Genomic DNA, 24,802 nt, shown 5'->3' with positions numbered 1-24,802 from the left:
GACTATTCGCTTAGGATTTCCACCGTACCGGCTTTGCCATCCATACGGATGCGCATGCCGGTTTTCAAAGTCTTCGTCAGCCCCGGAATACTGACTACTGCAGGAATACCCATCTCGCGCGCAACAATCGCCGAATGCGACAGCAAACTTCCGCGCTCAACCAATAAACCTGAAATTGCCGGATACAATGGCACCCATCCCGGATCTGTTCGCGCTGTCACCAGAATCTCGCCATTCAAATCTAAGTTGTCACCTGGATTAAGAATAACCTTCACCACACCCTCTAAGATTCCTGGGCAGCATGGAAGACCTTTTAGATCATAAGTTGCGTTAGGATCAATCGGAGCTTCTTCAACCGGAGCCACGAAAGTGTTATTCCAATAAACCGCACCACGAGTCATGATGCGAGGATCTGTGTCTTCGGAAAAACCATCGTATTCTTTCTTACGCAGTTGTACGAAATTATTTAAGTTGTAGGCCGGCAAAGTACCATTGTAGATCCCAAAGACTTCCTCGATCGTCAGCCAGAAAATATCACGCGGATTTTCCAAGGCATTCAAACCTGCAAGGTCTTCGCCGATAGCTTGGAAGATCGTACGCGCAATACCGTAGATACGAGTTCTGGCAAAACGCGTGTTCTCGCGGTTTTTTACTGCCTTACGGGCGTGCTTTAACACCCAGAAATACATACTTTTACGGAAGCCTGATAAATGCTTCGCTACTTTTTCTTCTGCTTGGGAGCGCAAAGATTTTTCGTGAGCATCGTCGTGAATTTCTACTTTTCCAGCCTTCAGATAGTTCTTTAAACATACGAACAAATAGCTTGGGTCCGTTAAAAGATCAATTTCCTCAAGCTTCATTTCGCTCATACAACGGAAACCGTATTTATCCAGATAATCCAATACTAAGTGATAGAAGTTTTCATAGTTCGATTGATTCAAAGCCTCCAGACCATCTTTAGGATCTGTAGTTTCAATCAATGTCTTCAAACCCGGATTCTTAGCAGCAATGCTGGCCAAACGGAGCAACGCTTTCGTCGGCTCCGCACTCTCAAGTCCGCCTTCACCAGCAAGCAAGTCATTTTGAATCGTCGAATCCAAACCAGAAAGCCATTTATTCGTAAGCTTTTTAAGCAAACCAAAATGCACCATGCACAAGAAGTCATTGATGATCGGCGCTTTCCAGCGACCCAACATGTTTCTTTCAAGTTCAGCATAAATTTGAATCAACTGATCTCCGCGCATTCTTTTAAGAGGCATAGCGCGGTACTTGTCGTAATCACGGTGGAAAGTTTTAAGGAAATCGTCCACCACAGTCTGAATCGTAAAGTGATACTTGATAAAATTAAAACCCGTCACCATCTGACGAAGTTTTCCGGCTGGAGTATCCCAAGACGGGTGAGGCTTGATACGATTTGCGATTTCATCCGTCAAAGACTCCGAAACACCCATCATCGTTTCCATGAATTCGCGGTTTTGCTTAAACCCAGGAAGGACGCCGACAAGTTTGTACCAATTGAATAGGTTGTAATACACGCGCCCGTTGATAGATCCCAGCATGTACGACAAATAGTTATCCATGTCCTTGATGATCTCAGAAGGAACACCCAGAACTTCACAGAACTGGACATACACCGCTTTATAGTTGCGCAAAGCAAAGCTAAAGCTCAATGGAGACGTCAAACCACCATAGGATTCAATGATATTGGAGTTATCCCACAGATTTGGATAACCGACTAAATCTGACTCCAGATTCGTCACCGGACGAGTTTGCAAGATATAAAGTTTCCCGTCTTGGATAGCCCACTCGATATCCTGAGGACGGTGATAACTGTTTTGAATCTTCACGCCCCATTTATAAAGGTCATTCAGTTCAGCATCGGTTAATGACGACGCATTTTTTTTGGATTCCTCAACCGGTAATAACTGACAGTGGCCAGAGGAAGACTTTTTCATCTGCTCTGACTTTTCCACGATCTCTTTTTTATCCAGAGCACCCGTCGCGGAATTTATCCAATAGGAATCCGCATCCAATGCACCTGACACCAGGCCTTCACCAACACCATATACAGAGGAGATCACAAAGTTTGTAAGATTCTTGGCAACGGGGTCACAAGTGAACATCACCCCTGATTTATCTGGATCAAGCATGCGCTGAAGGACGACGGATACAGAGATCTTTTTAAGATCAATCCCGTTTTCCTGACGATAAACCAAAGCACGCTCGCTGAAAGCCGATGCCCAGCACCTTTTAATAAAGTCCAAGATATCCTGTTTCCCACTCACATAAAGAAAGCTACTTAACTGTCCCGCAAAAGAGTGAGACACACTGTCTTCGTCTGCCGCCGATGAACGCACAGAAAAGACCGTGCTTTGATTCAACATTGTTAGCGCTTGGTCAACAGATTGACTTAGGTACTCAGTCGCAGCCGTGGATTCAAAGATTGCCAGGATGTCTTTCTCGGCCTGAGCCGGAGACAAAGTACCCGCCATCACTTGATCCACTTTCGCAGAAACAGCCGCACGGACATTCTTTGAATCCAGGAATTCGTTAAAATACTTTTTACCGAAGACCACCCACTCAGGAACTGGCACCCCGGATTGAGACATCAAATAAAGGTTATACCCTTTTCCGCCGGCTTCATTCTTTGCAAATAACAATGTGGATTTTTTTGTGACCAACATTTTACGCTCCTAGCACAATAGACATAACGATGAAGTGACCCAGCAAATAGGCACCCGTAACACCGCGGAAAAGTTTTGCGTTCGCCGCTTTCGGCTTAAATAAATAGGCAATCGTTGCGATCAAGTAAACTCCCGCCAGCACACCAGGCCACACTAAGAATTCACCGAATTGATATCTTAGCAGCACCAAACCCAACACGACCTGACTGATCGACAAAAGATAAGCACCTTTAGTTCCAAAGATATTTGAATAGCTTGGAACGTTCTCTTTTTCTTCCTCAGAAGCATAGGTCTTTCTGGCAAACTCAAACAAGTTAAAGAAACACCAGTTCACCAAAAAGAAAGCAGCGTGTTTGCACAAAACCGATAGATCTGTAACTCCAGAGATTCCCATCGCTGCAGAAATTCCCAATAGCACGCTCACGAACGTATGAGACACGGCGTACGTCGTCAGATGAGGACGAAGAATATCTCCGATAAAAAACTCTTCATACATGAGAAGGCTATAACCAATTCCCAGAACATGTACCAAAAAACTTGGCAAACCCAATTGCGAAACAACCACTAACTCAAGCACGATCAAAATCATTAATGCGTGCTTCACCTGCGTAACAGATAGGATGCCACGAGCCAGGGGACGTGTTGGATTGATTTTCAAATCCACTTCGTAATCTTTAATCTCATCAAACAGACGCATTCTAAAAAAGAACGACAACATCAGAACAAAAGCCATCGCAAAACGGCTCCAGCTCCACTCAAGACTTTCTGCTTTCGCCAAATATAAACCGTTTGCCACCGTAAAGGCGACAATCATAGGAATATACTGGAACGGACTAAAGCGTTCTTTAATAAGGATCAACCAATTACGCAATCACAACTCCCGGTTGAGAAAGTTGGTCACGCAATACTTTATATTCAACTTTAGAGTGATGGCGCGGATCCATTGGTACTTTGTCGACAAAAAGAATTTTGTCCAAAGGAATTCCGTTTTTGCCAAAGACACGTTGAATTTCTTTGCGAGCCGCCTCGAAATCAAACGTAGCTTTATCGATATCACCTTTAAGCTCAATAGCAGCGTAAGTCGCTTCACCAAGTTTTTCGTCAGACATACCCAAGAATGCACAACGGTAAGCAAACGGCATACGTTTCAATAGAACTTCGGCTGTTACCGGGAAGTAGTACTTGCCGGCTCTTTGAATCGCATTGTTCACGCGGCCTACGATCCAAAGATTTTTATCTGAATCAATATAGGCAAGGTCACCCGTACGGTGCCATACGCGGTTTTGCGCATCCATAATTTTAGTCGTCTTAAATGCTGCCTCATTATTATAGTATTCACGGCAAACGTGGTCGCCTGTACAAATGAACTCGCCCACTTCGCCATTGGCAACTTCAACTCCAGCCCATGAACCATTGATCAATTCAATAGGGCCGTCTTTTCTAATAACAAATTTGAAATCAACGTCTTCACTGATATGACCTACGTTAACACCTTCTTCGATGATTTCTGGGTCCGTTTGTTTTGTTTCTTTCAGCATGTCACGGCCTTCAATGTGGGCCATTGGTTCAGCTTCTGTGGAACCATACAAAATCCAAAGTTCTGTTTGCGGCGCGATTTCATAGAATGCTTTCACGTCATCTTTAGATATCGGTGCGCCGCCCGTAACCACACGGCGAAGGTGACTTAAGACAATGCCTTTTTCTTTACAGAATTTCGCCAAGCCCACAAGCATTGACGGAGAAAGCGTCGTGCAATTGATATTTTCGTTAATAATTTGGCAAGCCAGGATCGCAGAATCACGCTCTGAAGGAGCTGACAAATCCAAAGCCGGCAAAATCGTCGTTACACCCGAGGCCAGGTTATTCAAACTGAATATCGGGAAGGCCGGCATATCACGATCTTGCTCTGTGTACGGAATCACATGCGACAAAGCATGATGTTGCGCCGACAAGAATCGGTGAGTACGGTTCGCACCCTTTGGCTTACCAGTCGAACCGGTTGTAAAGGTAATCAAAGCCGAGAATTCAGATTCAACTGGGCATACTGGAGAAGTTGGAGCTTTTAACAAAGTCTCAAACTTGTGAGTGAATTTCTCCCCCGGTCCATAAAGGATACGGATCGGCATAGAGTTAAATTCAGGAACCTGATCAACCAGATCAAACGCCATCTTAAAGCTGATCATAGCTTTGGGGCCCACGCATTCAGCAGAGGCACCTAAATGATGAGAACGCGCCCAGGAATCCAAGAACACCGCGATCGCACCGATTTTTTGCACAGCGAACATAGCCGTGTACATATCCAAGCTCATCGGCAAAAAGATAATAACTCTGTCACCTTTTTGAATACCAATGTCGATCAGACCTTGTGCGAATGAGGAAATACGTGTGGAAAAGTCTTTATAGTTAATTTCATCGTGCTGAAAAGGAGTTTTAGGATCGCCATTCCACTGCATCAAAGATTCACGACGAGCCCAGCGCAAAGCCACGCGATTCGGAAACTCACGCAAATGTTTTTCCATATAGCTGATAACGTTGTTTTGTTCGTTTTCGCCAGCGTGATATCCGATTTTTGGGGACGTCATTAAAAGCTCCTTCGAGATCATTTCGGGATGAGACCACAGCATGCCGTGACCCGCATTTTCTAGATGTTTGATCGTGATGTTTGGATATTGTTTTAAAATTTCATTCTGAGAATCGGCGCTGCTGATTTTATCATCATTACCATAGATCACCGTGATGGGTGTCAGGCACACATCTCCCTTACTTAAAGGACTTGCCTGCATTTGCATTTTTACGAAGGCCGTTTTCTGCCACATCTGCCAATGCTGCATGCGGTTTTCGATTTCTTTATAGTAGGGAAGACCTTCAACTTTAAAAGGATAAATTAAATCATTCAAAAAACCGTCTTTGCTTTTCTTATGATTACCCTGAATCAGTTTCTTCCCGATCCACGGTGTTTTTAAAAGCGCTTGCGCCACTCCGGAAAGAGGTCTTTCAATGTTTACGTAAGGAGCAAGTAAAACCACTTTTTCGACGTGCGCAGAAATCTTCGGCAAAGCTTTCAGAATGCGATAAGCACCCCAAGAGTGACCTAATAAAATCACCTTCTCTGAGCTTTGCTGTACTTCACGAATCCAATCATCCGAATAGGCATCAACAGCTTTAATTTTTGCATGATGGTTTTGCAGCAGGGACCAATCTTGAGGAGCGCCAGGGTTACCATGAAGAGCAAAGATGGTTTTCATATTTTAGTACCTCTCCACTGAAGTTTATAAAAGTCCATTAAGCCGGGGTTGCTGCGATATTTTGTTTTTTCAGTTTTGATATTTTCCAGACCTGAAAAAATGTTCTCTGAAGATTTATTCTTCTCGAGATCTTTTAGTAACTTTTCAATCGCTTGAGATTCTATTAAAGACCCTTCGAATATGGATGTCATATAGTTTGAAGGAGAGGTCTTGACCTCGCCGACATGAAGAATAGGTCCATCGTCCAACTTGGACGTCATCTGATGAATAGAAAATCCGAACTTAGTTTTTTCCATATGAGCCCAGAAATCGCACATAAGGCCGCGTTGCTCGGGAAGAAGGCCGTGATGAATGTTGATGCAACCATAACGTGGAGTTTGCAAAAGATTTTTTTTGAAGAAAGAACGCGTGCGAGCGTTAACTATAAGTTCAACGTTTTCTTCTTGGATGAATCTCAATGTCTCAACGGAATTAATATCGGAAACAATTCGAAATGCTTTTCCCCGCTTTTCAAACATCGCTTTTTTGCGTGCGTTTGATTTACCAAAATAATTTTTCAAAAGATGCATACCCATGCGAGGCGCCGCGAACGAGATAATTAGCAGCATTGCTTTCGCAGCAATTTTCCAGTCACGGTTTTCAACCAAGATCAGTCCATGCACGCGATCACTTTTCGCAAGATGATTGATAAATCCTTCGTAGTTGCCAGGAACAAAAGTGACAGTCGAGCTCACAAGGAAAGTTTTCATGAGTGGTCCTTGAAAATCCCAATGGTTAAAATTGCTAAAGGGGTTGCATGGCTCAAGAGTGCAGCTTTTATGCCCTAAAAACGGGCTCTTAGGAGCAATAAGGACGCTATAAAGTAGAATTGGCTGTATAACCCGAATACAGTGCCAAGGAGGGGCATCAGTTCGATATATCTTTAGAAATTACAGGTATTTAACAGGGTTGGCCTAGAAACTAAAAAACCAGCTCAAGGCTGGTTTTGGTGTCTTACCAAAGTAAGAAAAAAATGGCTCAGAAGGAGGGACTCGAACCCCCGACCCAGCGGTTAACAGCCGCTTGCTCTACCGACTGAGCTACTTCTGAACGTTTCGGTGAAAGCCAAACTATTATTTTGGGCCTATCTTGTCAAACAGAAATCAGGGCTGCAGCAGTCGCTGCAGGACTTTTTCCAGCATGACGGAGCTCATAGGCATCTCATCCGCTCTAAAATAGGGTGAGTTGGCCGCTTGTTCCAACGTTTTAGTGGTACCTTTGGCGTCAGATGCGACCAATCGACGGTTAAATTTAGATTTTTGAACCACATCCGTAGAGATTGGACCAATCAAGATTTCGCAAACGGAACTGATATCTTGGGCGCTCGTCAGTGCTTTTAAGACTTCACCTTTTTCAGAGAGGATTTCGACCTTTTTCGTCTCTGGTAAACACCAGTTCAGCGGGCGAGTTTCTCCTCCTAAAAGGAGCGATAAAGCGCTGTCATCTTTTTGTGCCTCACGGGCAAATTCAGAAGAACGGAGTTGCTGCATTCCATAGATCACCAGTCCAAATGATCCAATCATGAAAGCGACCTTCAACCAAAATTTAAAACCCATAAGTCCTCCGTGGCAAAACAGAGTCTATAGCGATTCTTTTTTCTAAGGTATTGATTTTTTGGGGGAATTTAGGGAAAAAATGGTGCACTCGAGAGGATTCGAACCTCTGACCACTTGATTCGTAGTCAAGTACTCTATCCAGCTGAGCTACGAGTGCACTGTGAAAGAGACGTATGTTTAAGCCGCAGTAATCAAAAAATCAAGCATTCTTAAAGAAATTTGCAAAAAGCACCCCGTTATAGCCGCCCCAATCCTTGATTTGGCACCTCGGCTATGGCAATTTAGCTTTTCAGCTCAAATACGAGTCCGCGGAGAAGTGGGAGAGTGGCTGAATCCAAGCGTTTGCTAAATGCTCGTACACCAAAAGTGTACCGAGGGTTCGAATCCCTCCTTCTCCGCCATTTTGACTACAAAAAACCTGCCCTGAGCAGGTTTTTCTGTTTTTAAAGTGTTCTTTTAGTTATTGATCGCACGGGCTGTGGTTCTTAACCAGCTTCCGTGAGTTATTAGATCCGCATAATAGCCGTCATTCATACAATCGATCTTGCTGTGAGGAGAGTTGCGGGTAAAAGAAGTGACTCCAGCAAGAACAAGCTGATTATTTCTTCTGACAAACATCGGTCCACCAGAATCGCCGTCACACATACCCTTGCCATTACTCATATCCACGATCAAAAATCCACGGATCCAACGCGCAAGAGTAGTTTCAACTTTTCTTAAATTGCCAGAGGAGCTTGGCTTATCAACTGAAGTTCTTCCGTAACCAGCAAGGATAACGGGCTCGTTAATCGTCAGCATGTCTTCTTCACCGACAACCGCAACAGGACCATAACCTTTTGGAAGAGGTTTCTTCAACCGTACAACTGCAAGGTCATAACCATAACCTACATTGCCATTGTACTGCTCATGAACTATTGCACGATCTACTGGTTCCCAATTTGGAAAAAGTCCACTCTTACCAAATCCCACTTCAAGCTTTTCACGCTCGTGCACACAGTGAGCAGCCGTTAAAATTAAGTTAGACGTAATGATCGTTCCCGAGCAAACTTTGCCACCAGTTGGTGATTTTCCCCACACCATGACAAGATGCTTTTCAACTTCATCACCTGATTTTACTTTCTCGCCACCGACGATTCCCGAACCATCACTCAAACTCAAAGTGGACGTTTCTTGTCCCTGACAAGCAATTAAAAAAGACAGTGCGACACTCATCGAAATAAATTTAATTTTGTTTTTCATGGCACAAGAAATATCCGATACGGTGACGAAGTTACATAGAGTTTTATCTATCCTGTAAATCAGTAAGGTTTGTCCAAATCATTTACACTCTGTAGTACCTAGTAACCACTGAATTTTCGTCCAGTCGTGAACCATGAGTATATTCAGATATGGTCGAAATGAGATGCCTGGGCGGTATTTCGCCGTGTCTTATATTGAGAAAATTAAACCAAATCGGATCAATTACAGATTGTTAAAGTAGTTTTTCTTGAAGCCGATACCTTAATTGGGAAACAGGTAACTTCATGCAATTCCCTCACCCTTGCAGAAAGAACTTGAGCGGATCAAACATGAAGACTAGAAAAACCATCCTCATTGTTGATAACAATTCAGGCCTAGAAAATCTAGTGCGTGAACCATTGAGCGATCGTTTCCGTGATTCTACTGTTGCGCCAATTTTAGTTCGTGCAAAAGATGGTGCCGAAGCCGCTATTAAAACTGAAAATCAAAAATTTGACGTGGTTCTGATCGATACCGAAGTGCCGCGCCTGATGGACGGTGGCTTTGTGTATGGACTTCACTCGTACAAAAATACCCAAGACGCAAATCTTATCGTCGTTACACAAAAGGACAGCTCGGAACTTCCCGACACTTTACAAAGCTGTGTCTTACTGAAAAAACCGATCAATCCGGATGACCTTGTAAATGCGATGGTAAAATGCCTAAACCAAGGCGCTCCTTCTGCTACACCAGCAGCGTCTGCGTCTGCAGCTCCGCAAGCAAAATATGCAGTTGACGTTCGCGTGATCAACGCTGTGATTAAAGCGACTATGAATGTCTTTGCTCAATTCGGTGTTCAGAATATCACGATGGGGAAGCCCGAAACGAAATCTCCCCATGAAGCGCTTAAGGGCGAAATTTCCTCAGTAGTAGAAATCAAGTCTCAATCTTACCAAGGATTTCTTGCGATCTCTTTTGATAAAGCGAGTTACTTGGAAGTCGTTTCCACGATGTTGATGGAAGAACAAACAGAGCTGAACTCTGAAAATCAGGATGCCGTCGGTGAGATCAACAATATCATATTTGGTAATGCGAAATCTGAAATTACAAACTTTGGTGTTCAACTAACAGTACCAAAAGTTTTAATCGGAGCCGATAGCATGATTGAGTGCAAACAGGGATCTGCTGGTATGCTGATCCCATTCTCTACGACTAAGGGTCATTTTTATTTAAAGGTGATCGCCGTTCCTATAGGCAAGTAACTAGCGCATCAGCTGTGCAACTTTGATTTTAACAGTTAAGCGCATTGCAAACATTGCCCTTACAATGATTTCCACGGAAATAAAAATAAATAACCAGAACCAATCAAACGTCCCCGGGTAGTGTCCCCAGAATTCCATCAGATGTTGTCCCATAGGCAAGAACGCCAAATGCATAAAGTAAGAAACACCCAAATGCTTATTCCACGCAAGATTCGAAAATTGCGACATACCTTTGATTCTTGCGAGTGCCGAATTGACTATCGGATCCAGACTTAGCCTCATCAAAAATGCAAAGACGATGAAATGCTTCCAAAACATTAATGGCTTCTGTTTAAAAACGTAGCCCTCGAATCCAGGTCCCGCGGGGAAAGGTCCATAATCCGGTGTAATTACGAATAACAACGCAATCAAAGCACCCCACAATGGCCACTCCCACTTACGCATAGCTTGAAAAAAGTTTGGATTTTTTTGCGACCACAGAACGCCAGCTGAGTGAAACAAAACCGGCAGTACTAGCCACGGCACTAAATTCCAACCCGAGAACTGAATCGCTTCAGGAATATTTAGCAACACAGCATATTGTTCGTATGGGATACTCAACAGCGCTATACTTGCCACAATCAACGGCCATCGCAACATCACCTTACGCGGAAGCGCCAGTACAAGAATATAGGATAGCACTAAATAGGAATAAACATCCCAGTCCCAAGTTGTTGGGTCCATTGGATTGTCAGCAGTTGAAACCTGCAAAGCTATCAGTCCTGCGATCAACACAAAGAATCTCATTTTGTGTTGGGAGCGCACTTTTAAACCAATCAAAAAGAAACTTAAAGCGACGATGAAAAGACCGCCATACTTAAAGACGTCGCCGACCCAACCTGTAAGGTTGTGATAATTCGATATCTCAGCCGGAAGTGAGATCACGTCTTGAAAGAACGTGTATTGCCAGACGTGAAAATAAAGAATCGCCATCACCGTGGCGATTCTTAAAATATCAAAACCGTAGATTCTCGTGCTTTTATCAGACATGCTTAGAGATTATCATCAAACAACGTACGGTCCATCGTGCAGAACGGCAATCCCGCATCGCCGGATCCCATATCTTCGTAATAGCGCTGAACATTGTGTGGAGCATCCAACCACGGATGCTCTGGAACATATTCAGGAACTTTACAATCTGCATAGCACCACTTCGCACAGCTCATCGTACCATTCTTGGAATTGGATGAAGTGGCTGCGCAAGGGTCCCAATAGATTTTCGTGTCCTTACAAGCGAAATTAACCCCCACCAGATCATTGGGATCAGCGGTAGGATTAGAACATCCCGCTCCGGTGTTGCTGTACTGAGCGCCAACAAGGGCTGTTGTCGAAGTTGTCGGGCAGAAACCACCGACCACTCTTGGATCAGAAGACAATGAACCCGTAGTCGAAGTCACACTACATTGTTCGTTATAATCAGACCACTTCCACAGCTTCAGATTCGTTGGATTCTGCGGACCTTTGTTAAACTGAACTTCCAAGCAAGCATTTCCACCCTGAGCAATGCCCGGGCTACCACTATTAAAGGCAATACGTTTTCCAACTTTGACCGGGAAACATCCCATCAGTGGATATAGATTATTATCGCCCGAAATCTCGCTGCTTTCTTTGATAGCCTGGAATTTTCCTCCCGAACAACGAACAGCCGCATAACAGAATTGTTTGTTCTTAGAATCGAACACGGAATACAGAAGCTCATCACCCGGAGTGACCTTAGCATTTGGATCCATATTGTATTCGTACCCTTTGCCGGCACCTTTGGATGTTTTATATCCAAACATAGGCTTGATACCATTCAAGCTCGAATAGGCAGTATTATCGACATAGAAAGTATTGCCTGGTACACAAGAATTCTTTTCCAGCTGGGAAATATCCATCGCATCGTCAAGTGGCGAGGACCATCCAGGACTTGGTGGCCTGATGATGTTACATTTTTTACCGCACTTACAGCCATTGTTACTGTCATCGCAGGATCGATATTTTCCTCCCGACGAATCAGGAGCATAGTTTTTTCCACCATCAGTGCTGCAACCCAAACCACCGTTATAGCAAAGAACACCTGCTGTTGCTCCCGCGATGACGGCTGCTGTGATTAATGCCGTCACTGCCAAAGCCGTACCCGCAGATACGATGACTAGAACTGCAAAAAGAATCCAGTTAAACAAACCACCGAAAAGTCCCTTACCACCTTTGCATGGCTTACAGTTACAAGTGTAACAAGGAGGCGGTTTGAAATAGACATGCGGATTAATTTCTTTGATTGGTGGACGACGGTCACCCGCAATACCAGGGGAGTCCATCATTTTTTCTTGGGCCGGAACGTAACTTAAATTTCCGGCAAGATCGATTGAAGCAATACCAAACTTCAGTTCACAACCCCACATCCGAGAATTTGCTTTATCTCCGGAAATCTTTTCGTAAGTATATTTGTATTCCACATAGGGCTGATTCGCATTTAGGCCTGGAAATTTAAAGTTCTTGTCGGCAGACTTGATAACCTCGACCTTATCTGGTCGCGAGTTACAGAACTGCATTTGTTCGCAAGGAACCCAGCCTGTGTAACGAGTGTCCCAAGATTTATCAAAGCTTGTTTCTGCACCGCCATTATATGAACCAGGACACCAATTACCTTTGGTACCTTTGAACCACTGATAAGAGGTATCCAAGCACATCGGGATGACGCCGCCATCTTTCTGAGTGTTATAAACACGGAATGTGATCACCATTTTCATGGAGTTCGCAGGTGTTTGGGAACATAGTGGTCTATCACGATTCTCGGGCCACTTTGGACTGTTATTCCAAGGCTGTAAGTTCGTAAGAATTGTTTCAAAAGGATGTCCTAAGCAATCGGGTTTACCTGAACACTCAGTCCCTTTGCGAAGTCCATTGATACGACTGATGTTATCAACGATAGCACCTGGAGAGGCCGCTGAGTTCTTCACATAATTTACGTCATAAAAGTAATCGACAACGTTCTGCTTATCTTCAGGCAACGAGAAATCTTTCGTACCCTCGCACGTTTCTGATTGGCCCTTGTCGTTCGTAAAGTTCGCCCTTAAAGTGACGCGAAATCCATCTTTGTCGTCCATCCAGCTCGGGAAAATTCCTATCATCTGACGAGTCGTCGGAGAATAGCCAAATTGCGGTTCATAAGTAACGTTAGAGCGACCACCGTTGCGAGGTCGTGGCCAGAATGTGCCGCAATTACCACTGGCATTATTCGAAGCCAGATCGTAGCGATTCACTTTCATAGAGATATCTAAATTTTTAAGACCACCCTGAAACTGATTGTTCAAAGCCTGACTGTCCACGGCGGTTAACAGTTTTACGGGAGAGAATGCCGAGCAATAGCCAGAATTGTACTTCGTAGCCAGGTACTCCATTGAACCTTTAAGCAAGAGTGGCGTATATAATGTGATACCGTCGTGCTGAATCGGTACATTCTTAGTTGTTCCTCCATTTTGAGGAATTTTAATCTGCTTACCTGGATTTGTAGAATACAAGATGCGACCAGGGGCCAGATCGAACATCTTGCTTCTTTGACCTTTGAAATCAGGATCAAATGCATATGCATCGGCTGGAATATCGGGCGGCAGAAATACTCTGGAACTCGCGGCTGTTGCGCCTGTCGTGTTCGCCATGGAAGCGTTAATTTTTGGTTGATAACTGTCTAAAGAGTTTCCGAAAGAATTGATTCTCGAGAAGGCCGTATCAAGAACTGCCTGACAGCTCGCAGACGTTCTCATCTCTTTGATAATTTTTCCTTGTTGGCTAAAGAAAGGCATTGCTAGAATGAAGATCGTGGCAAGGATACCGATCGCAACCATCATCTCAAGAGCAGAAAAGCCCGAGACACCTTTATGATTAATAGACCTGTCTCTACGAAACATTTGAAATCCCCCACAGAAAGCCAATCAAGTTGCTTTCTTAATTCTAACAGTGGGTATTTGGGTCAACAAGGTTTTTCACTTGTAGAACTTCTTCTTTCCGTCGTCCTGGGTTCGGTGCTTATGTATGGTGTTGGTGCCTTGATCAGCATGGCTACGAATCAAAACGAGGCGATCACCAACCGTATCCAATCAGAATCAGAGCTAAACGAAATTTCCTTTTACTTGAAACACTTTGCTTCTCAGGGAATTAACGTTGAAGACGGCAGTGGAAAAAATCTTAACAACTGGAGTCCATCTGGAACCAGCCAGAACACCGGATTTGTCAGAGCAGATTATTTAGCATCCACAGGGTTTAACCCCGCTACGGCTACTGCTTCTATCGATACCATCGGCATATTTTTACGAGACACATTGATCAGCACCTACACGAGTGTTCCCAGCGTGGGAGATCGTTTTTTACCTACGGGAATTTATTTTCAAAAACCCACTGCAAAAACATTCGGGATTTTATACATCGACCTTGGAAGATCTCAAGCGGCGGGAACAGTTAGTATATCTCCCACGCGAGACGACCTGTGGTTTGGTTCCATCGTCGATTTTCAAGCAACCGAAAAAGAAGTAGAACGTTTCGACCAGAATAATCCCGACCAGGATCCGAGTACGTCTTCCCGCTATCGTCTTTCCTCTGTAACGTTCAAAGTGACTGTGAGAGAATACCTCCCGCAAACAAATAGTAAACGTGATTTCACATGGTGTCCTCCTGCCGCCATGACCCAAGCAGCTTGCAAGACCACAAGTCCCTACAAAGATGTTGAGCGTGTGATTCGCGTGGTCTTCAGAGACAACGTTCTTGGTTTTTCATCTGCACAAATGAATGTAACAGCTGAAACACCCAACACTTTGCGTGCGCAAAGACGTCCGTTGTACCGCAGGCCTTATGATTTGATTTATTTCTTAAAACCTTCTTACCCAAGCGGGCAGCTTAAGAGAAACTAGGAGTTTATTTTATGATGCCTAAAAATCTCAATTCTGAAGAAGGATTTGCCGGCGCGATGCTAGTGGTTGCCATCGCCGTGGTTATCGGGGTCATCATCGTCGGAGTCGTTTCCAAAATGGGAACTTTAAACAAAAGCTACGACAAGGCTCGCGCCTTCTATGATTCGGAAAATGCAATCGAGAGCTTCGGAGTTTCACTAAAGAATGCGTACGACAAAGCCAACTACCTTCAAGATACTCCACCACAAAGTGGCGGTACATCCGTCAAAGATGACTATGGCTGCCCCGGTAAAGTTATCACCATCGGTAGCGGCTCAAAAGCCGTACGACTGTGCTGGGAATACGCGAAAGGCATTTGTAGCAAACGATCTTTGAATGCGGGACTTGATATCTGCCTTGAAGCCGGAAGCCTGCAAGTGAATCTTCAATCACCTGACGAGTGGATGGTGGCATATTCCCCGAAAACCAAATCCTTCGAACAACAACTTGAGACATTTAAAGAAGCTACTCGCCAAGTGGTTCAAGAGATGTCGTTCCAACCGGCCCACGCGGCCCTTGATGCATTTGCACCCGCTTTACCAGCTACGCCCTCGGCGAACAGCATTCCAATTAACATGGCGATGCGAAACCGTCCGGAGGCACCGGATTGCGATCTGGCTCAATACCAATGTTTAAAAGTTTCGTTTTGCGTGAAAAACGGAAGTTCTTGCTCTAACGCGGAACTGATCCGTCAGACATATATCTTTTCTCGTCCCGCAACCACCACCCAAGGTTATTAGATGAATGGCTCGTTACGCTTTCGCTTCATTTTGCTGCTCGTATTTGTCACGGCATTTTGTAGCTATGCGTATGAACTTGTCTTGGCGAATGTGCTCTCCGTTCTGTGGGGCAACGTTGTTCAACAATATACGGTAACAACCGGGATCTACATCGCCTCCATGGGAGCAGGTGCTTATTTTACGCCGGTTCGGTTAAATGCAAAAAAAGTTTTTATCTGGATTGAAGTTGTTCTTGCCGCCCTGGCAATCGTATCTCCACTTTTATTCGTATATAGCGACGTTCAATTGAAAACTATTTCACCGGTGGTTTGTTATGCTTTGATCGTCTCCATCGGTTTTTTATCTGGTATGGAGTTGCCTCTTCTGTTGCGAATTCTGGAATCAGACTCCCCATCCGATGGGAAAGCGGAAAAAGCACTCTTTGCTGACTACTTCGGAATGTTCATTGCTGGGTTGCTGTTCGCGCTCTTTCTAAATCGCCAGTTCGGATCTCTTCAAGTAAATATTTTTCTGGCTTTAGCAAATCTCGCACTTGCGTGGATATGTGGATTACTCTGGGGATTTCAAGATAAACAACTCAGAAAATTTGAAATTCCCCTGGTAAGCGCAATTTTTCTTGTGGTCACATGGGCCGTTTTGCAAAACTTAGCAATTTACCAGGAGCAAATCGCAAGATGGATCATCGTAAATTAAAAGTCCTGTCTTTTGCTTTATCATTTTGTGGGTTTGCCTATCAAAGTTTGATGGCAAAGACCTTTGCAGTATTCCTGCAAGAAGAGATCATTGGATTCTGCCTGTCTTCAGCTCTTTTTATTTACGGCATTGGCATTGGTAGTAAGAAGTCCACTCACGCGAAAAATCCGCTGCAGGATTTACTTAAGATTGAACTCATCTTAATGGTTCTGGGGGCTGTTGCTCCCATGCTAGTTACCTATTTATTCTTTATACCCAGTCTTGAGCTGATCCAGTTTTCAGGAATACGATTGCCCGCGGGACCGTTAATGATGATCTTCGTTTTAACGACCGGGTTTATCTCCCTAGCCTTGGGGTTCTTAACTGGATTTGAAACTCCCTTGCTATTTAGACTACGTAAGGACTTAGACAATCAAACCCATTTAAACCAAATTCTTGCATTCAGCTACTTTGGAGCCCTGGTGGCTTCAGTCGTCGTACCCGTAATCTTAATTCCCAGATTTGAAATTTATGGAACAGCAGTCTTAATCGCACTGATCAGCGGCGGCATTTGTGTATATCTAACGGCGCAGACTCCAAATGCGAAGCGCGGCTTTAGTTTTGTTTCAGTCTGCATTTTCGCGGTGCTGCTGTTTTCAATAATTCAAAGTCCGTTGCAGCAGCTTTCTTTAAGAATTCGCTATTATGGTGACTATCCCAAGAATGTGACCAGCGGAAACGACCTAAAGGATTACTTCCGAGGAATCGATAGCGAAATCAAAGTTATCAGACACCTCAGCCCTTATCAGGCCATTGATATGGTGGATGGCCGCGACGAAAACGGTGCGTTTTTTAGCCTGTGGTTAAATGGACAATTCCAATTTGATTCCCGATATGAAAAGTCTTACCACGAAGCTTTCCTGCAGGGTTCTTTAAAGATCGCACAAAGAACTCCAAAGAAAATTCTAATCCTTGGGGCCGGGGATGGACTTTTGCTAAGAGACGCCCTTAAAACTTTTTCCAACGACACTGAAATCACAATGGTAGAGTTGGATCCTATGATTCTGAAAATGGCCAAGGAAGATGCACGCTGGGTGGCTCTGAATGAAAACTCACTCAGCAACAATCGTGTCGAGCTTATTACGGATGACGCTTTTCATTTTCTAAGAAAATCTAAAAGAAGCTGGGACGCTGTCTTCTTGGACTTCCCGTATCCGTATAGCGTTGAACTTTCGAAACTCTACAGCGTGGAATTTTATCGCATTCTTAAAAATCGCCTCACGCCGAAGGGATTTATCGTATTTGATTTTCCAACGAATGAAAGCGCTTCGATTATAAACTCCACGCTTAAGGCGGTCCCATTTGCGAACGTCATCGCATATGAGAATACTGAAAGCTTTGTTTTTGCCGCCGACGGTTCTTCTGCAGATCTAAATCTCAATTTAGGAGGCAACTACAAAACAGTACAGTTGCCAGACGCCAGCAGCGACCTGGTGAATTCTTTATTCAAGCCACAACTGCCAAGGATGTGGGAATGAAGAATCAAAGATTTTATGCATTAGATTTGCTGCGAACGTGTGCGATTCTGGTCGTGACCTTTTATCACGTGTGGGAAACATCTTTTGGTGAATCCAAAATGCTCTTTAAAGCATCAGAATCAGTCTTTGGTTTATTGACACCATTCTTTTTAAATTACTGGGGATATTCTGGGCTGATTCTGGCATTGGTTTCTTTTTTCTTAATCGGATATTCCACAACTCAAATTAACTGGAAAAGATATCTTTTAGTCGGAACCGGATTGATTGGAATGATGGTTCATGACCAGGCAAACACAGATATCACGACATGGAGCTGGAATCTTTACGCCTATCTTTTTGTAAGTCTATTGGTCGTTCAATTCTTTCCACAGAATAAAAAGTTTCTTTCGGCGGCAAGCATTCTTGCCATTGCTTCCTTGTGCATTCCGATCGATTGGTACCAGACTTTAAAACCAAATTTAAGCCCGTTTCTAAGTCAAATGCTTGTCGGGGATCTGGACGTGAACGCCACGATCGGATGGGGGCTGCTGCCATGGCTTGCAATACCTTTTTTAGGTTTTAGCATAGGAAGAATCATTAGACTCGAGCCCCAGCAATCTTGGGTCTATTGTGGATTTAAAAACGAAGCTTGGTATTTACTTGGTCTCGCGACTGCTATTGTTTGTATTTTCCCCATGAATCCCAATATCTCCATCACACCCACGGGGTTTTACTATTACGTATTTTCTGCGGACTTGTGGTTTTTCTGGAGCCGCTTCATTGTTCTATTCATCTGGATTCGACTTGCTTGCTTAAATCAAGTGAATGAACTTTTAGGAAAATTTAAGGCCGTAAGATTCATCTCTGATTTGGCGTGGAACAGATTTTTTGGACTTTGCTATTTTGTGGAGTTTGCGTTTCTGCCCTGGGCCTCAGATTGGTCCCTTCACTTTAGGGACCATTCCAGATTAATAGATATCTATTGGCTTGGTTTGTTGCTAGCAACCGAGATAGTGACACGATTGCTAGTCAAAAACTTTAAGGAATTTCGTCTATTTTCTAACAAACTCGTTAGCCGCAGCTGATATAGCTGACATGCGATTTAAACTTTCTTTACGCATTTTTTCTGCAAGTCGCTCTTCCAAGATATCCGCAGAGGCGTCATCCCCAACAATAGCTTTCAATGCAGCTCTCATAGTATCGTCGCGCTCAAGCATAAACTGTTCATCCAGAACTGAAGTTGTCTCGCCGGACGCTAGCAACAAAGCCAAAGCTGGATGACGTGAAGCCTCGAAATTCGCAAGAGCTTTAGAATATCCTGCGTTCTTCAAAGACTCTTTCGCCTCTGCATTCCACTGTGACAACTCAGTATCACCGTGATTATCCTTTTCGAAGAAAACACTCAATGAAAGAAGCGGTTTCTTTTCATAGATATTGGCAAACTTTAACATCGACTTGCGGGCATCAACACAGGATTTTGAATTTTCCAAGACATCTTCAATCTCGCCAATTTCTTTCGTCAAAGCTTTACCACGAGCGCTTGAAGCTTCTGCTTCAGAAAGCAGATCCAAGTCTTCCGTGTTTTCTTTCAGCATGTTGATCAATTCCGTCACTGAACCTTCGCGTTCAGCTCTTAGGTATTCAGCCTTTAAAGGATGAACTACACGAACCACGTCCATTTCGTTAGAAATACAATTTTTAATTTCAGAAAGTTTCAAACTTGCAAAGGAAGTTTGCCCGATCAAAAGAATGGAAACAGTGATGGCGCCGCGAAGTGATGGATTGAACATTTGAGAGATCCTTTGGTTCGTAAATAATTGATTCCACGAACCTATGTTCAAATAACGGGCCCCTGCCCAATGCATCCTATTAGAGCCGGGGCAAAGGGGAGTGTAAAAGATATTTACACCACGCCAGTTCGGGCACTCATCCAGTCGTCAGCATACCGCTTGCGACCCCTGTGACAGTCTCTCGCAGCAGCAGTAAATTCCTCTCTTTAAGGGCAATAAGCTGCAAAACATTCAGGGGATGAATCAGTGGCGAGCGAAGGGAAATACTTTTTCCAAGCCATGGCCGATACCACAAAAGATTTCTTTCTCCCGTGATTTCCCGCATCGCCTTTTTGCACTCCTTGAATTCTTGAATAAAGTCTTTCAGATATTTCTGCTGCTGCTCCACTGGCAATTTGGAATTTGCCAAATACAGACCAAAAATATTTAAATCCATTTTCTCAAGCGTAAAGCCCAACACTTTTATGTAAGAACTAAAAAGTTGGGACTCTTTAAATGCCTTTTTATATAAAGCCTTCTCCGTCTTATTCAGGGTCGTCCAAAAACTTCCAACTCCCCACCAAGTCGGAAACAGGGTGCGCGTCTGCGTCCAACATAAAACCCAGGGAATTGCGCGCAAACTCTTTAATTGGACCGGGCCCTGACGTTTGGAAGGCCGAGAACCCATACGTAAATCTTTGAGATATGAATACGGCGTCGCCTCTTCAATCATCTGCAGAAATTCGGGCTGCTTCAATGTCTCTTGATATTTGGATTTGGTCGCCTCAGCCATGCGCTGTAAGGCCTTCTCTATACGAGCAGATGAACTTTTACGAGCTGATTTAGCCTGTCGGTCTCTGGCGACCATGAAGCGTTCAAGCTGTCTTTCTAATATTTCAGAAGAAGTATAGCTGCGATAAATCATTTCGCCTTGAATCGTGACCTTGACCACTTCCAACGCAGATAGCGGCCACCAATCGGTTTGTTCCTGAACGGAACCTCCACCCCTCTCAATACTTCCACCAGAGCCGTGAAAAAAGATGGGCTTGATATCATAGGAGCTAATGACTTTTTCCAGCTCTGATACCGCCGATTTAATTAGAAACCTGGAAGCAAACGCGCCGTTTTCTTTCGAGGAATCAGAATACCCCAGCATCACTTCAAGTTTCCCAGACCATTTCTTAGCAATTATAGTACGGTGGGATTTGCTGCTTAAGAATTCCGTGATAATGGATTTTCCCTCTGACAAAGAGTGTGCACTTTCAAATAGTGGTACTACGGGCAGGCGATATTCCCCCAAGTATCTTTTTGTCAGTTTCATTCCAGCGACAATGTCTTTGACCGACTCACAATTACTTAAAACAAAGCCGCGCACATAAAATTTTGGATCATGATCCGGAGAAATTCTGGAGAGAGTCTTGATCATTCGAGAAATGTTATAACTCTTTCCCGGGTTATCCACAGCTTCATGCACAAGCCCACTGTCTTCGCGAAGCTCTAGGGGGACGACCAGGCCGGGAAAAGATTTTAAAAATGTCTGAATTCGAATCAAAACCGGGGATTCCACTCCAAAATTTTTTCTTTGCTCCGCGCTTAACAGAATGAATGATTCCTTAAGTCGATGGAGTTTATTCGCATCTTTTGATTCAATTCTTTTTAAATGCACCAGCATCTGGGTAACTTCCGAACTGAGCTTTTTAATAGTTCTCAACTTTGACGCATCAAAACTCTTATTCCGAAGCAAGGGTTCCAGATCCTTTTTATATTCCCGGAATGCTCGATTGAGCCATTTCACCAAAAGTCCCCGCGACATGTTTAAGCTTTGCAACATCGTCTTTTCATCTACGCCAGGGTGCCCATCCTTATCTCCCCCCACCCATGTACGAATATAAAACGGGTGCTTTGCAAGTCGTTGCTTGATGTACATCTCGATAATCTCGTCCTGCAGGCCCAGACTATAAATGTATTCAGCCTCATCCATGACCGAGGGCTTACGTTGTTTGGACATCGGAATATTCCAAACCCATTTGATCAAAACGTTCAGCTCGGACTCATCTAGTTCAGAAATTTTCTCTAATCGACGTTCCAACAGCTTTTGAATTTTCTTGAAATAGTAAAGGGCATCGGGATTTCTGGATTCGGTCGGATGCGCCGTTAAAACGTGGATGATGCGGCCATAGCTGTGAGTGACGGATTCATGGTCACGGTCTTCAATTCTAAGTCGGTACGTGCGATACGCGGCCTCGCAGGAGTTGATAATCTCCAGCATCAAGGCAAAGGCATGGGCAATTTGGTATTGTTCTTTTTCAGAGAGACTTGCGAGCTCTTCTTGAAGCGATTTAAGTCCTTCAAGGGACTGACCCGCAGGAGATTTGATATAGCGACGGATTCTTTCGATGCGGTTGAAGCCGGCTTTACCGACTTCGAACTCGATCACCTTCCCCAATTCCGTTACTGACCAATCAACAAGTTTCGTAAGTTCTTGGGGAAGATTTTGTTTCATGAAGCCCTCTTAGTAGAGCTTGCTCAACTCCATGGAATACTTGCCAGGAGCGAACTCACTCAGACGTTTTTTCCACAAGTCCTGATAGAACTTGTCCTTACAAGCGTAGCTTGCATAAGGGAAGATCGCAATCCCTCCGCGCGGAGTGAACTCACCAACTACTTCGATATACTTAGGCTTCATAAGATTCACCAAGTCGTCACAAATTGTCTGAATACAATCTTCGTGGAAGTCGCCGTGGTTACGGAAGCTGAACAAATAAAGTTTCAAGGATTTTGATTCCACCATTTTTTTATCAGCGATGTAGTTGATAAAAACTTTTGCAAAATCAGGCTGGCCTGTTTTTGGACAAAGTGATGTGAACTCTGTGCAAACAAAAGTCGTCCAGGCAATCTTACCTGGATTTTTGTTGTCGAATGCTTCAAGGGATTCTGGTGAATAAGTTTGCGCGTAATCTGTTTTAGCTTCACCCAGGGCGAAGTTTTTAAGCTCTTTAGAGTCTCTGCCAGTCTTTTTCATAAGGGAGATTTTTAACTCCCCCAGGGCTGAAATTCAATCATTCTTGCGACAGGGTAGATCTTTCAAAAGATCCTATTCAAAGTTAGGGATACCTACGTATTTAGCTAGCCAGTACGCATACAGATAATCTACACCCGCATTTTCTGAGCCACGGGAATGATCATCCTTAAATCCAAAGGCCGTGTCCTTCCAGACGAAATTAGAAGTAAAGGCCTGGTGCTCAAATACCGGATAGTTATAAAGCCCCTGATAGAAGTACTCAACCGGTGGTTCGGGGCGTTTTAAACCCTTCCAGAAAAGCCGTGGGATCGGAGAAATACACCAATCCGGGCGTAGGGAGTGATTGATCGAAACATCCAAGTTTGGACGAGGATAAGGAATTTCACGCAAGCCCCAAACCGACTGCGCCAAAGACGTCATGAACTTATCGTCGCTGCTTTCTTCCCTAAAGTTGCCACCACGAGTTCCATGGGAGTACGCAAATCCATAGGCCACCATTGTCAGCAGATGTCTTTGTGCCGGACTGTATGTCACCCACGAATCCATCAAACGCTCGCGCAGACGATCACGGATTTTAGATTCACCCAGACGGTCAGCAATCATGATATCTGTGATATCACCAACCAGCCCTAAGTTAATACCACTCCAGTCCGCACTTCCATGCCAATAGAAAGTCGTATCCAAACTATAGCTTGATGGCTTCCAACTTAGTTTTTTATAAGTTGATTCGTATTTTTCACGGGCATTTTTATCTTTGTTGATCAAGGCCACAAGACCGTACGTCGGAGCCTGGTTTTGAGGTTTTTCATCGAATGTTCTTAATCCCATCAATCGGCGTGACTTATCACGAAGGTGAGACCAAATTTCCTGATCTGTTTCAGGGATTACCAGGCTCGCCCACATCATCGAGTGAGTTAAGCCTTTGTACATATCATTGTTGCCACCTTCAAGCCAAAGCATGTTGGAATAAATGCCTTTACCTTGGTGCCATTTATTTGGAATCGGTTCGCCCGGAGAATACGGCATCAAAGTTCGCGCAAATTCTTTTGGATCATCCGTGATATCAATCAACATAAAGATCGCACGCAACGACTTACGTACATTCGCTAATGCTTCAGGATCTTTGGTCGCCAGATAGCGCATCGATTGCGAGCCAATATACATGCCCGTCCACAATGCGGAATCACCATCATAACGATACGCAATCAATTTTCCATTTGCATCGACATCGGCCTTCGACACCATGCCAATTTCATTGATGTGATGAGTGACAGTGTTTTTTTCATAACTCGCTGCTTTTTCTTTCAATGTGGGCGAGTAGGCGTTTCTTTTTACTGAGGCCTCAGTGATTGAAATATCATCGGTCACTTTATTCACGACACGGATGATGTCTTTATTGTTTTGATAGAAGACGTAGTCAGTCGGATCAAAAACGATAAAAGGACGTTCTTCTTTAAACTCTTTTCTGTTTTTGAAGGATTGTACGAACGGATCTTTCGTAAAACCAACGTCGCGTTTGAATAAATTGATCACGCCACGAACAGCCAAAGGAACTTTCGGACCTTGAGCATCGATATTAGTGCGCAAATTCATCCATAACGGCTTTGCTTCAAGATTTCTGCGAGTGGTAATCCACTCGGTATAGTTCGAAACTTTTTTGTCAGAGAATTGCGATGATAAACCTTTGTCAGTTACAGCGAAACGGGTGACGACCGTGATGGGGTTCTTAAAGTCACTCGGTTCTCTTTTTTGAGAGCCGAGTTTTTCAATAAAATCGGCCTGGCGTAAATCATAACTCATGACCAAAGTGTCGCCAGCAGCAACGGCTTTACCTGACCAAACTTCTTGTACTTTCAAACCATCATAGAAATAGTTGATGTAGGTGATCATGCGAATGGCATCGTATGTACCGTCGCTTGATTTTCTTAGTTCAAGTTCACCGTTGTAAGGCCCACGTGTTGAACTTGTACCTTGAAGGAACCATATTCCTTCCATTGCGCCTGATGATTGTAGTGAAGCGATGTCGCGAGGAATCTGCTTTTCGACGGTTGCGCAGGATGTGAAAATAAAGAAAGCTGCAAATAAAAAGAGGAATGAAAAGTACTTCATTCCTC

Annotated in this window: 18 protein-coding genes and 3 tRNA genes; 7 read left to right on the top strand and 14 right to left on the bottom strand. The window is 44.0% G+C overall.

The genetic code is table 11. The annotated features are described in order from the left end of the window. Nucleotides 1-2 precede the first annotated feature (2 nt). The 7 genes from HW988_RS00500 to HW988_RS00470 all read right to left on the bottom strand — a co-directional run bounded on the left by HW988_RS00500 (nt 3) and on the right by HW988_RS00470 (nt 7,681). Nucleotides 3-2,684 (bottom strand): phosphoenolpyruvate synthase, encoded by a 2,682-nt coding sequence (locus HW988_RS00500; protein WP_181605764.1) that lies wholly within the window; start codon nt 2,682-2,684, stop codon nt 3-5. A gap of 1 nt (nt 2,685) precedes the next feature. Beyond that, the gene (locus HW988_RS00495) at nt 2,686-3,555 is read right to left on the bottom strand and encodes a UbiA family prenyltransferase (RefSeq protein ID WP_255490130.1); all 870 of its coding nucleotides are present in this window, start codon (nt 3,553-3,555) and stop codon (nt 2,686-2,688) included. Continuing rightward, nucleotides 3,548-5,929: an alpha/beta fold hydrolase gene (locus tag HW988_RS00490; RefSeq protein ID WP_181605763.1), complete on the bottom strand. Its 2,382-nt coding sequence runs from the start codon at nt 5,927-5,929 to the stop codon at nt 3,548-3,550. The genes HW988_RS00495 and HW988_RS00490 overlap by 8 nt, the downstream gene beginning before the upstream one ends. Further along, entirely contained in the window at nt 5,926-6,678 is a 753-nt protein-coding gene (locus HW988_RS00485; protein ID WP_181605762.1) for a formyltransferase family protein, read from the bottom strand. Before HW988_RS00485 ends, HW988_RS00490 begins: the two co-directional genes overlap by 4 nt. 264 nt (nt 6,679-6,942) lie before the next feature. Beyond that, a tRNA-Asn gene (locus tag HW988_RS00480) sits at nt 6,943-7,018 on the bottom strand. Nucleotides 7,019-7,071: 53 nt separating this feature from the next. Further along, nucleotides 7,072-7,524: a hypothetical protein gene (locus HW988_RS00475; RefSeq protein ID WP_181605761.1), complete on the bottom strand. Its 453-nt coding sequence runs from the start codon at nt 7,522-7,524 to the stop codon at nt 7,072-7,074. 80 nt (nt 7,525-7,604) lie between these two features. Continuing rightward, nucleotides 7,605-7,681, bottom strand: a tRNA-Arg gene (locus HW988_RS00470). 153 nt (nt 7,682-7,834) lie between these two features. On the opposite strand from HW988_RS00470, the gene HW988_RS00465 reads away from it, so the two are divergent. Next, nucleotides 7,835-7,925, top strand: a tRNA-Ser gene (locus tag HW988_RS00465). A gap of 55 nt (nt 7,926-7,980) precedes the next feature. On the opposite strand, the gene HW988_RS00460 is transcribed toward HW988_RS00465, so the two are convergent. Then, nucleotides 7,981-8,763, bottom strand: coding sequence for a trypsin-like serine protease (locus HW988_RS00460; protein ID WP_181605760.1), 783 nt, complete (start codon nt 8,761-8,763; stop codon nt 7,981-7,983). Between the two features lie 329 nt (nt 8,764-9,092). Here HW988_RS00460 and HW988_RS00455 point away from each other — a divergent pair, with 329 nt between their 5' ends. Then, on the top strand, nt 9,093-10,004 hold the full coding sequence (locus HW988_RS00455) for a chemotaxis protein CheX (RefSeq protein WP_181605759.1): 912 nt from the start codon (nt 9,093-9,095) through the stop codon (nt 10,002-10,004). Here HW988_RS00455 and HW988_RS00450 read toward each other — a convergent pair whose 3' ends face one another. Together HW988_RS00450 and HW988_RS00445 are read right to left on the bottom strand one after the other, a co-directional pair. Continuing rightward, nucleotides 10,005-11,033 (bottom strand): hypothetical protein, encoded by a 1,029-nt coding sequence (locus tag HW988_RS00450; protein WP_181605758.1) that lies wholly within the window; start codon nt 11,031-11,033, stop codon nt 10,005-10,007. Nucleotides 11,034-11,035: 2 nt separating this feature from the next. Continuing rightward, nucleotides 11,036-13,933: a type II secretion system protein gene (locus tag HW988_RS00445; protein ID WP_181605757.1), complete on the bottom strand. Its 2,898-nt coding sequence runs from the start codon at nt 13,931-13,933 to the stop codon at nt 11,036-11,038. On the opposite strand from HW988_RS00445, the gene HW988_RS00440 reads away from it, so the two are divergent. Genes HW988_RS00440 through HW988_RS00420 form a run of 5 tightly spaced genes read left to right on the top strand, consistent with a single transcriptional unit; the run spans nt 13,904 to nt 18,982 of the window. After that, the gene (locus HW988_RS00440) at nt 13,904-14,929 is read left to right on the top strand and encodes a prepilin-type N-terminal cleavage/methylation domain-containing protein (protein WP_181605756.1); all 1,026 of its coding nucleotides are present in this window, start codon (nt 13,904-13,906) and stop codon (nt 14,927-14,929) included. The two genes, HW988_RS00445 and HW988_RS00440, sit on opposite strands and share 30 nt — an antisense overlap. Before the next feature lie 11 nt (nt 14,930-14,940). Further along, the gene (locus tag HW988_RS00435; protein ID WP_181605755.1) at nt 14,941-15,708 is read left to right on the top strand and encodes a hypothetical protein; all 768 of its coding nucleotides are present in this window, start codon (nt 14,941-14,943) and stop codon (nt 15,706-15,708) included. Beyond that, on the top strand, nt 15,709-16,401 hold the full coding sequence (locus HW988_RS00430; RefSeq protein ID WP_181605754.1) for a hypothetical protein: 693 nt from the start codon (nt 15,709-15,711) through the stop codon (nt 16,399-16,401). Next, nucleotides 16,383-17,918, top strand: a complete 1,536-nt coding sequence (locus HW988_RS00425; RefSeq protein WP_220128779.1) for a spermidine synthase — start codon at nt 16,383-16,385, stop codon at nt 17,916-17,918. Before HW988_RS00430 ends, HW988_RS00425 begins: the two co-directional genes overlap by 19 nt. Beyond that, nucleotides 17,915-18,982, top strand: a complete 1,068-nt coding sequence (locus HW988_RS00420) for a hypothetical protein (protein ID WP_181605752.1) — start codon at nt 17,915-17,917, stop codon at nt 18,980-18,982. Before HW988_RS00425 ends, HW988_RS00420 begins: the two co-directional genes overlap by 4 nt. Here HW988_RS00420 and HW988_RS00415 read toward each other — a convergent pair. The 4 genes from HW988_RS00415 to HW988_RS00400 form a co-directional block, all read right to left on the bottom strand. Then, nucleotides 18,950-19,687, bottom strand: coding sequence for a hypothetical protein (locus HW988_RS00415; protein WP_181605751.1), 738 nt, complete (start codon nt 19,685-19,687; stop codon nt 18,950-18,952). The two genes, HW988_RS00420 and HW988_RS00415, sit on opposite strands and share 33 nt — an antisense overlap. Before the next feature lie 136 nt (nt 19,688-19,823). After that, nucleotides 19,824-22,169, bottom strand: a complete 2,346-nt coding sequence (locus HW988_RS00410) for a phosphoenolpyruvate carboxylase (protein WP_181605750.1) — start codon at nt 22,167-22,169, stop codon at nt 19,824-19,826. Nucleotides 22,170-22,178: 9 nt separating this feature from the next. Then, a complete protein-coding gene (gene queF, locus HW988_RS00405; RefSeq protein WP_181605749.1) occupies nt 22,179-22,688 on the bottom strand; it encodes a preQ(1) synthase in 510 nt (169 codons plus the stop codon). Nucleotides 22,689-22,760: 72 nt separating this feature from the next. Then, entirely contained in the window at nt 22,761-24,797 is a 2,037-nt protein-coding gene (locus HW988_RS00400; protein ID WP_181605748.1) for a hypothetical protein, read from the bottom strand. Nucleotides 24,798-24,802 lie beyond the last annotated feature (5 nt).

This window comes from Bdellovibrio sp. KM01, from assembly GCF_013752535.1.
In the GTDB taxonomy this organism is placed as follows: domain Bacteria; phylum Bdellovibrionota; class Bdellovibrionia; order Bdellovibrionales; family Bdellovibrionaceae; genus Bdellovibrio.
This window is presented reverse-complemented; position numbering and strand designations above follow the sequence as displayed.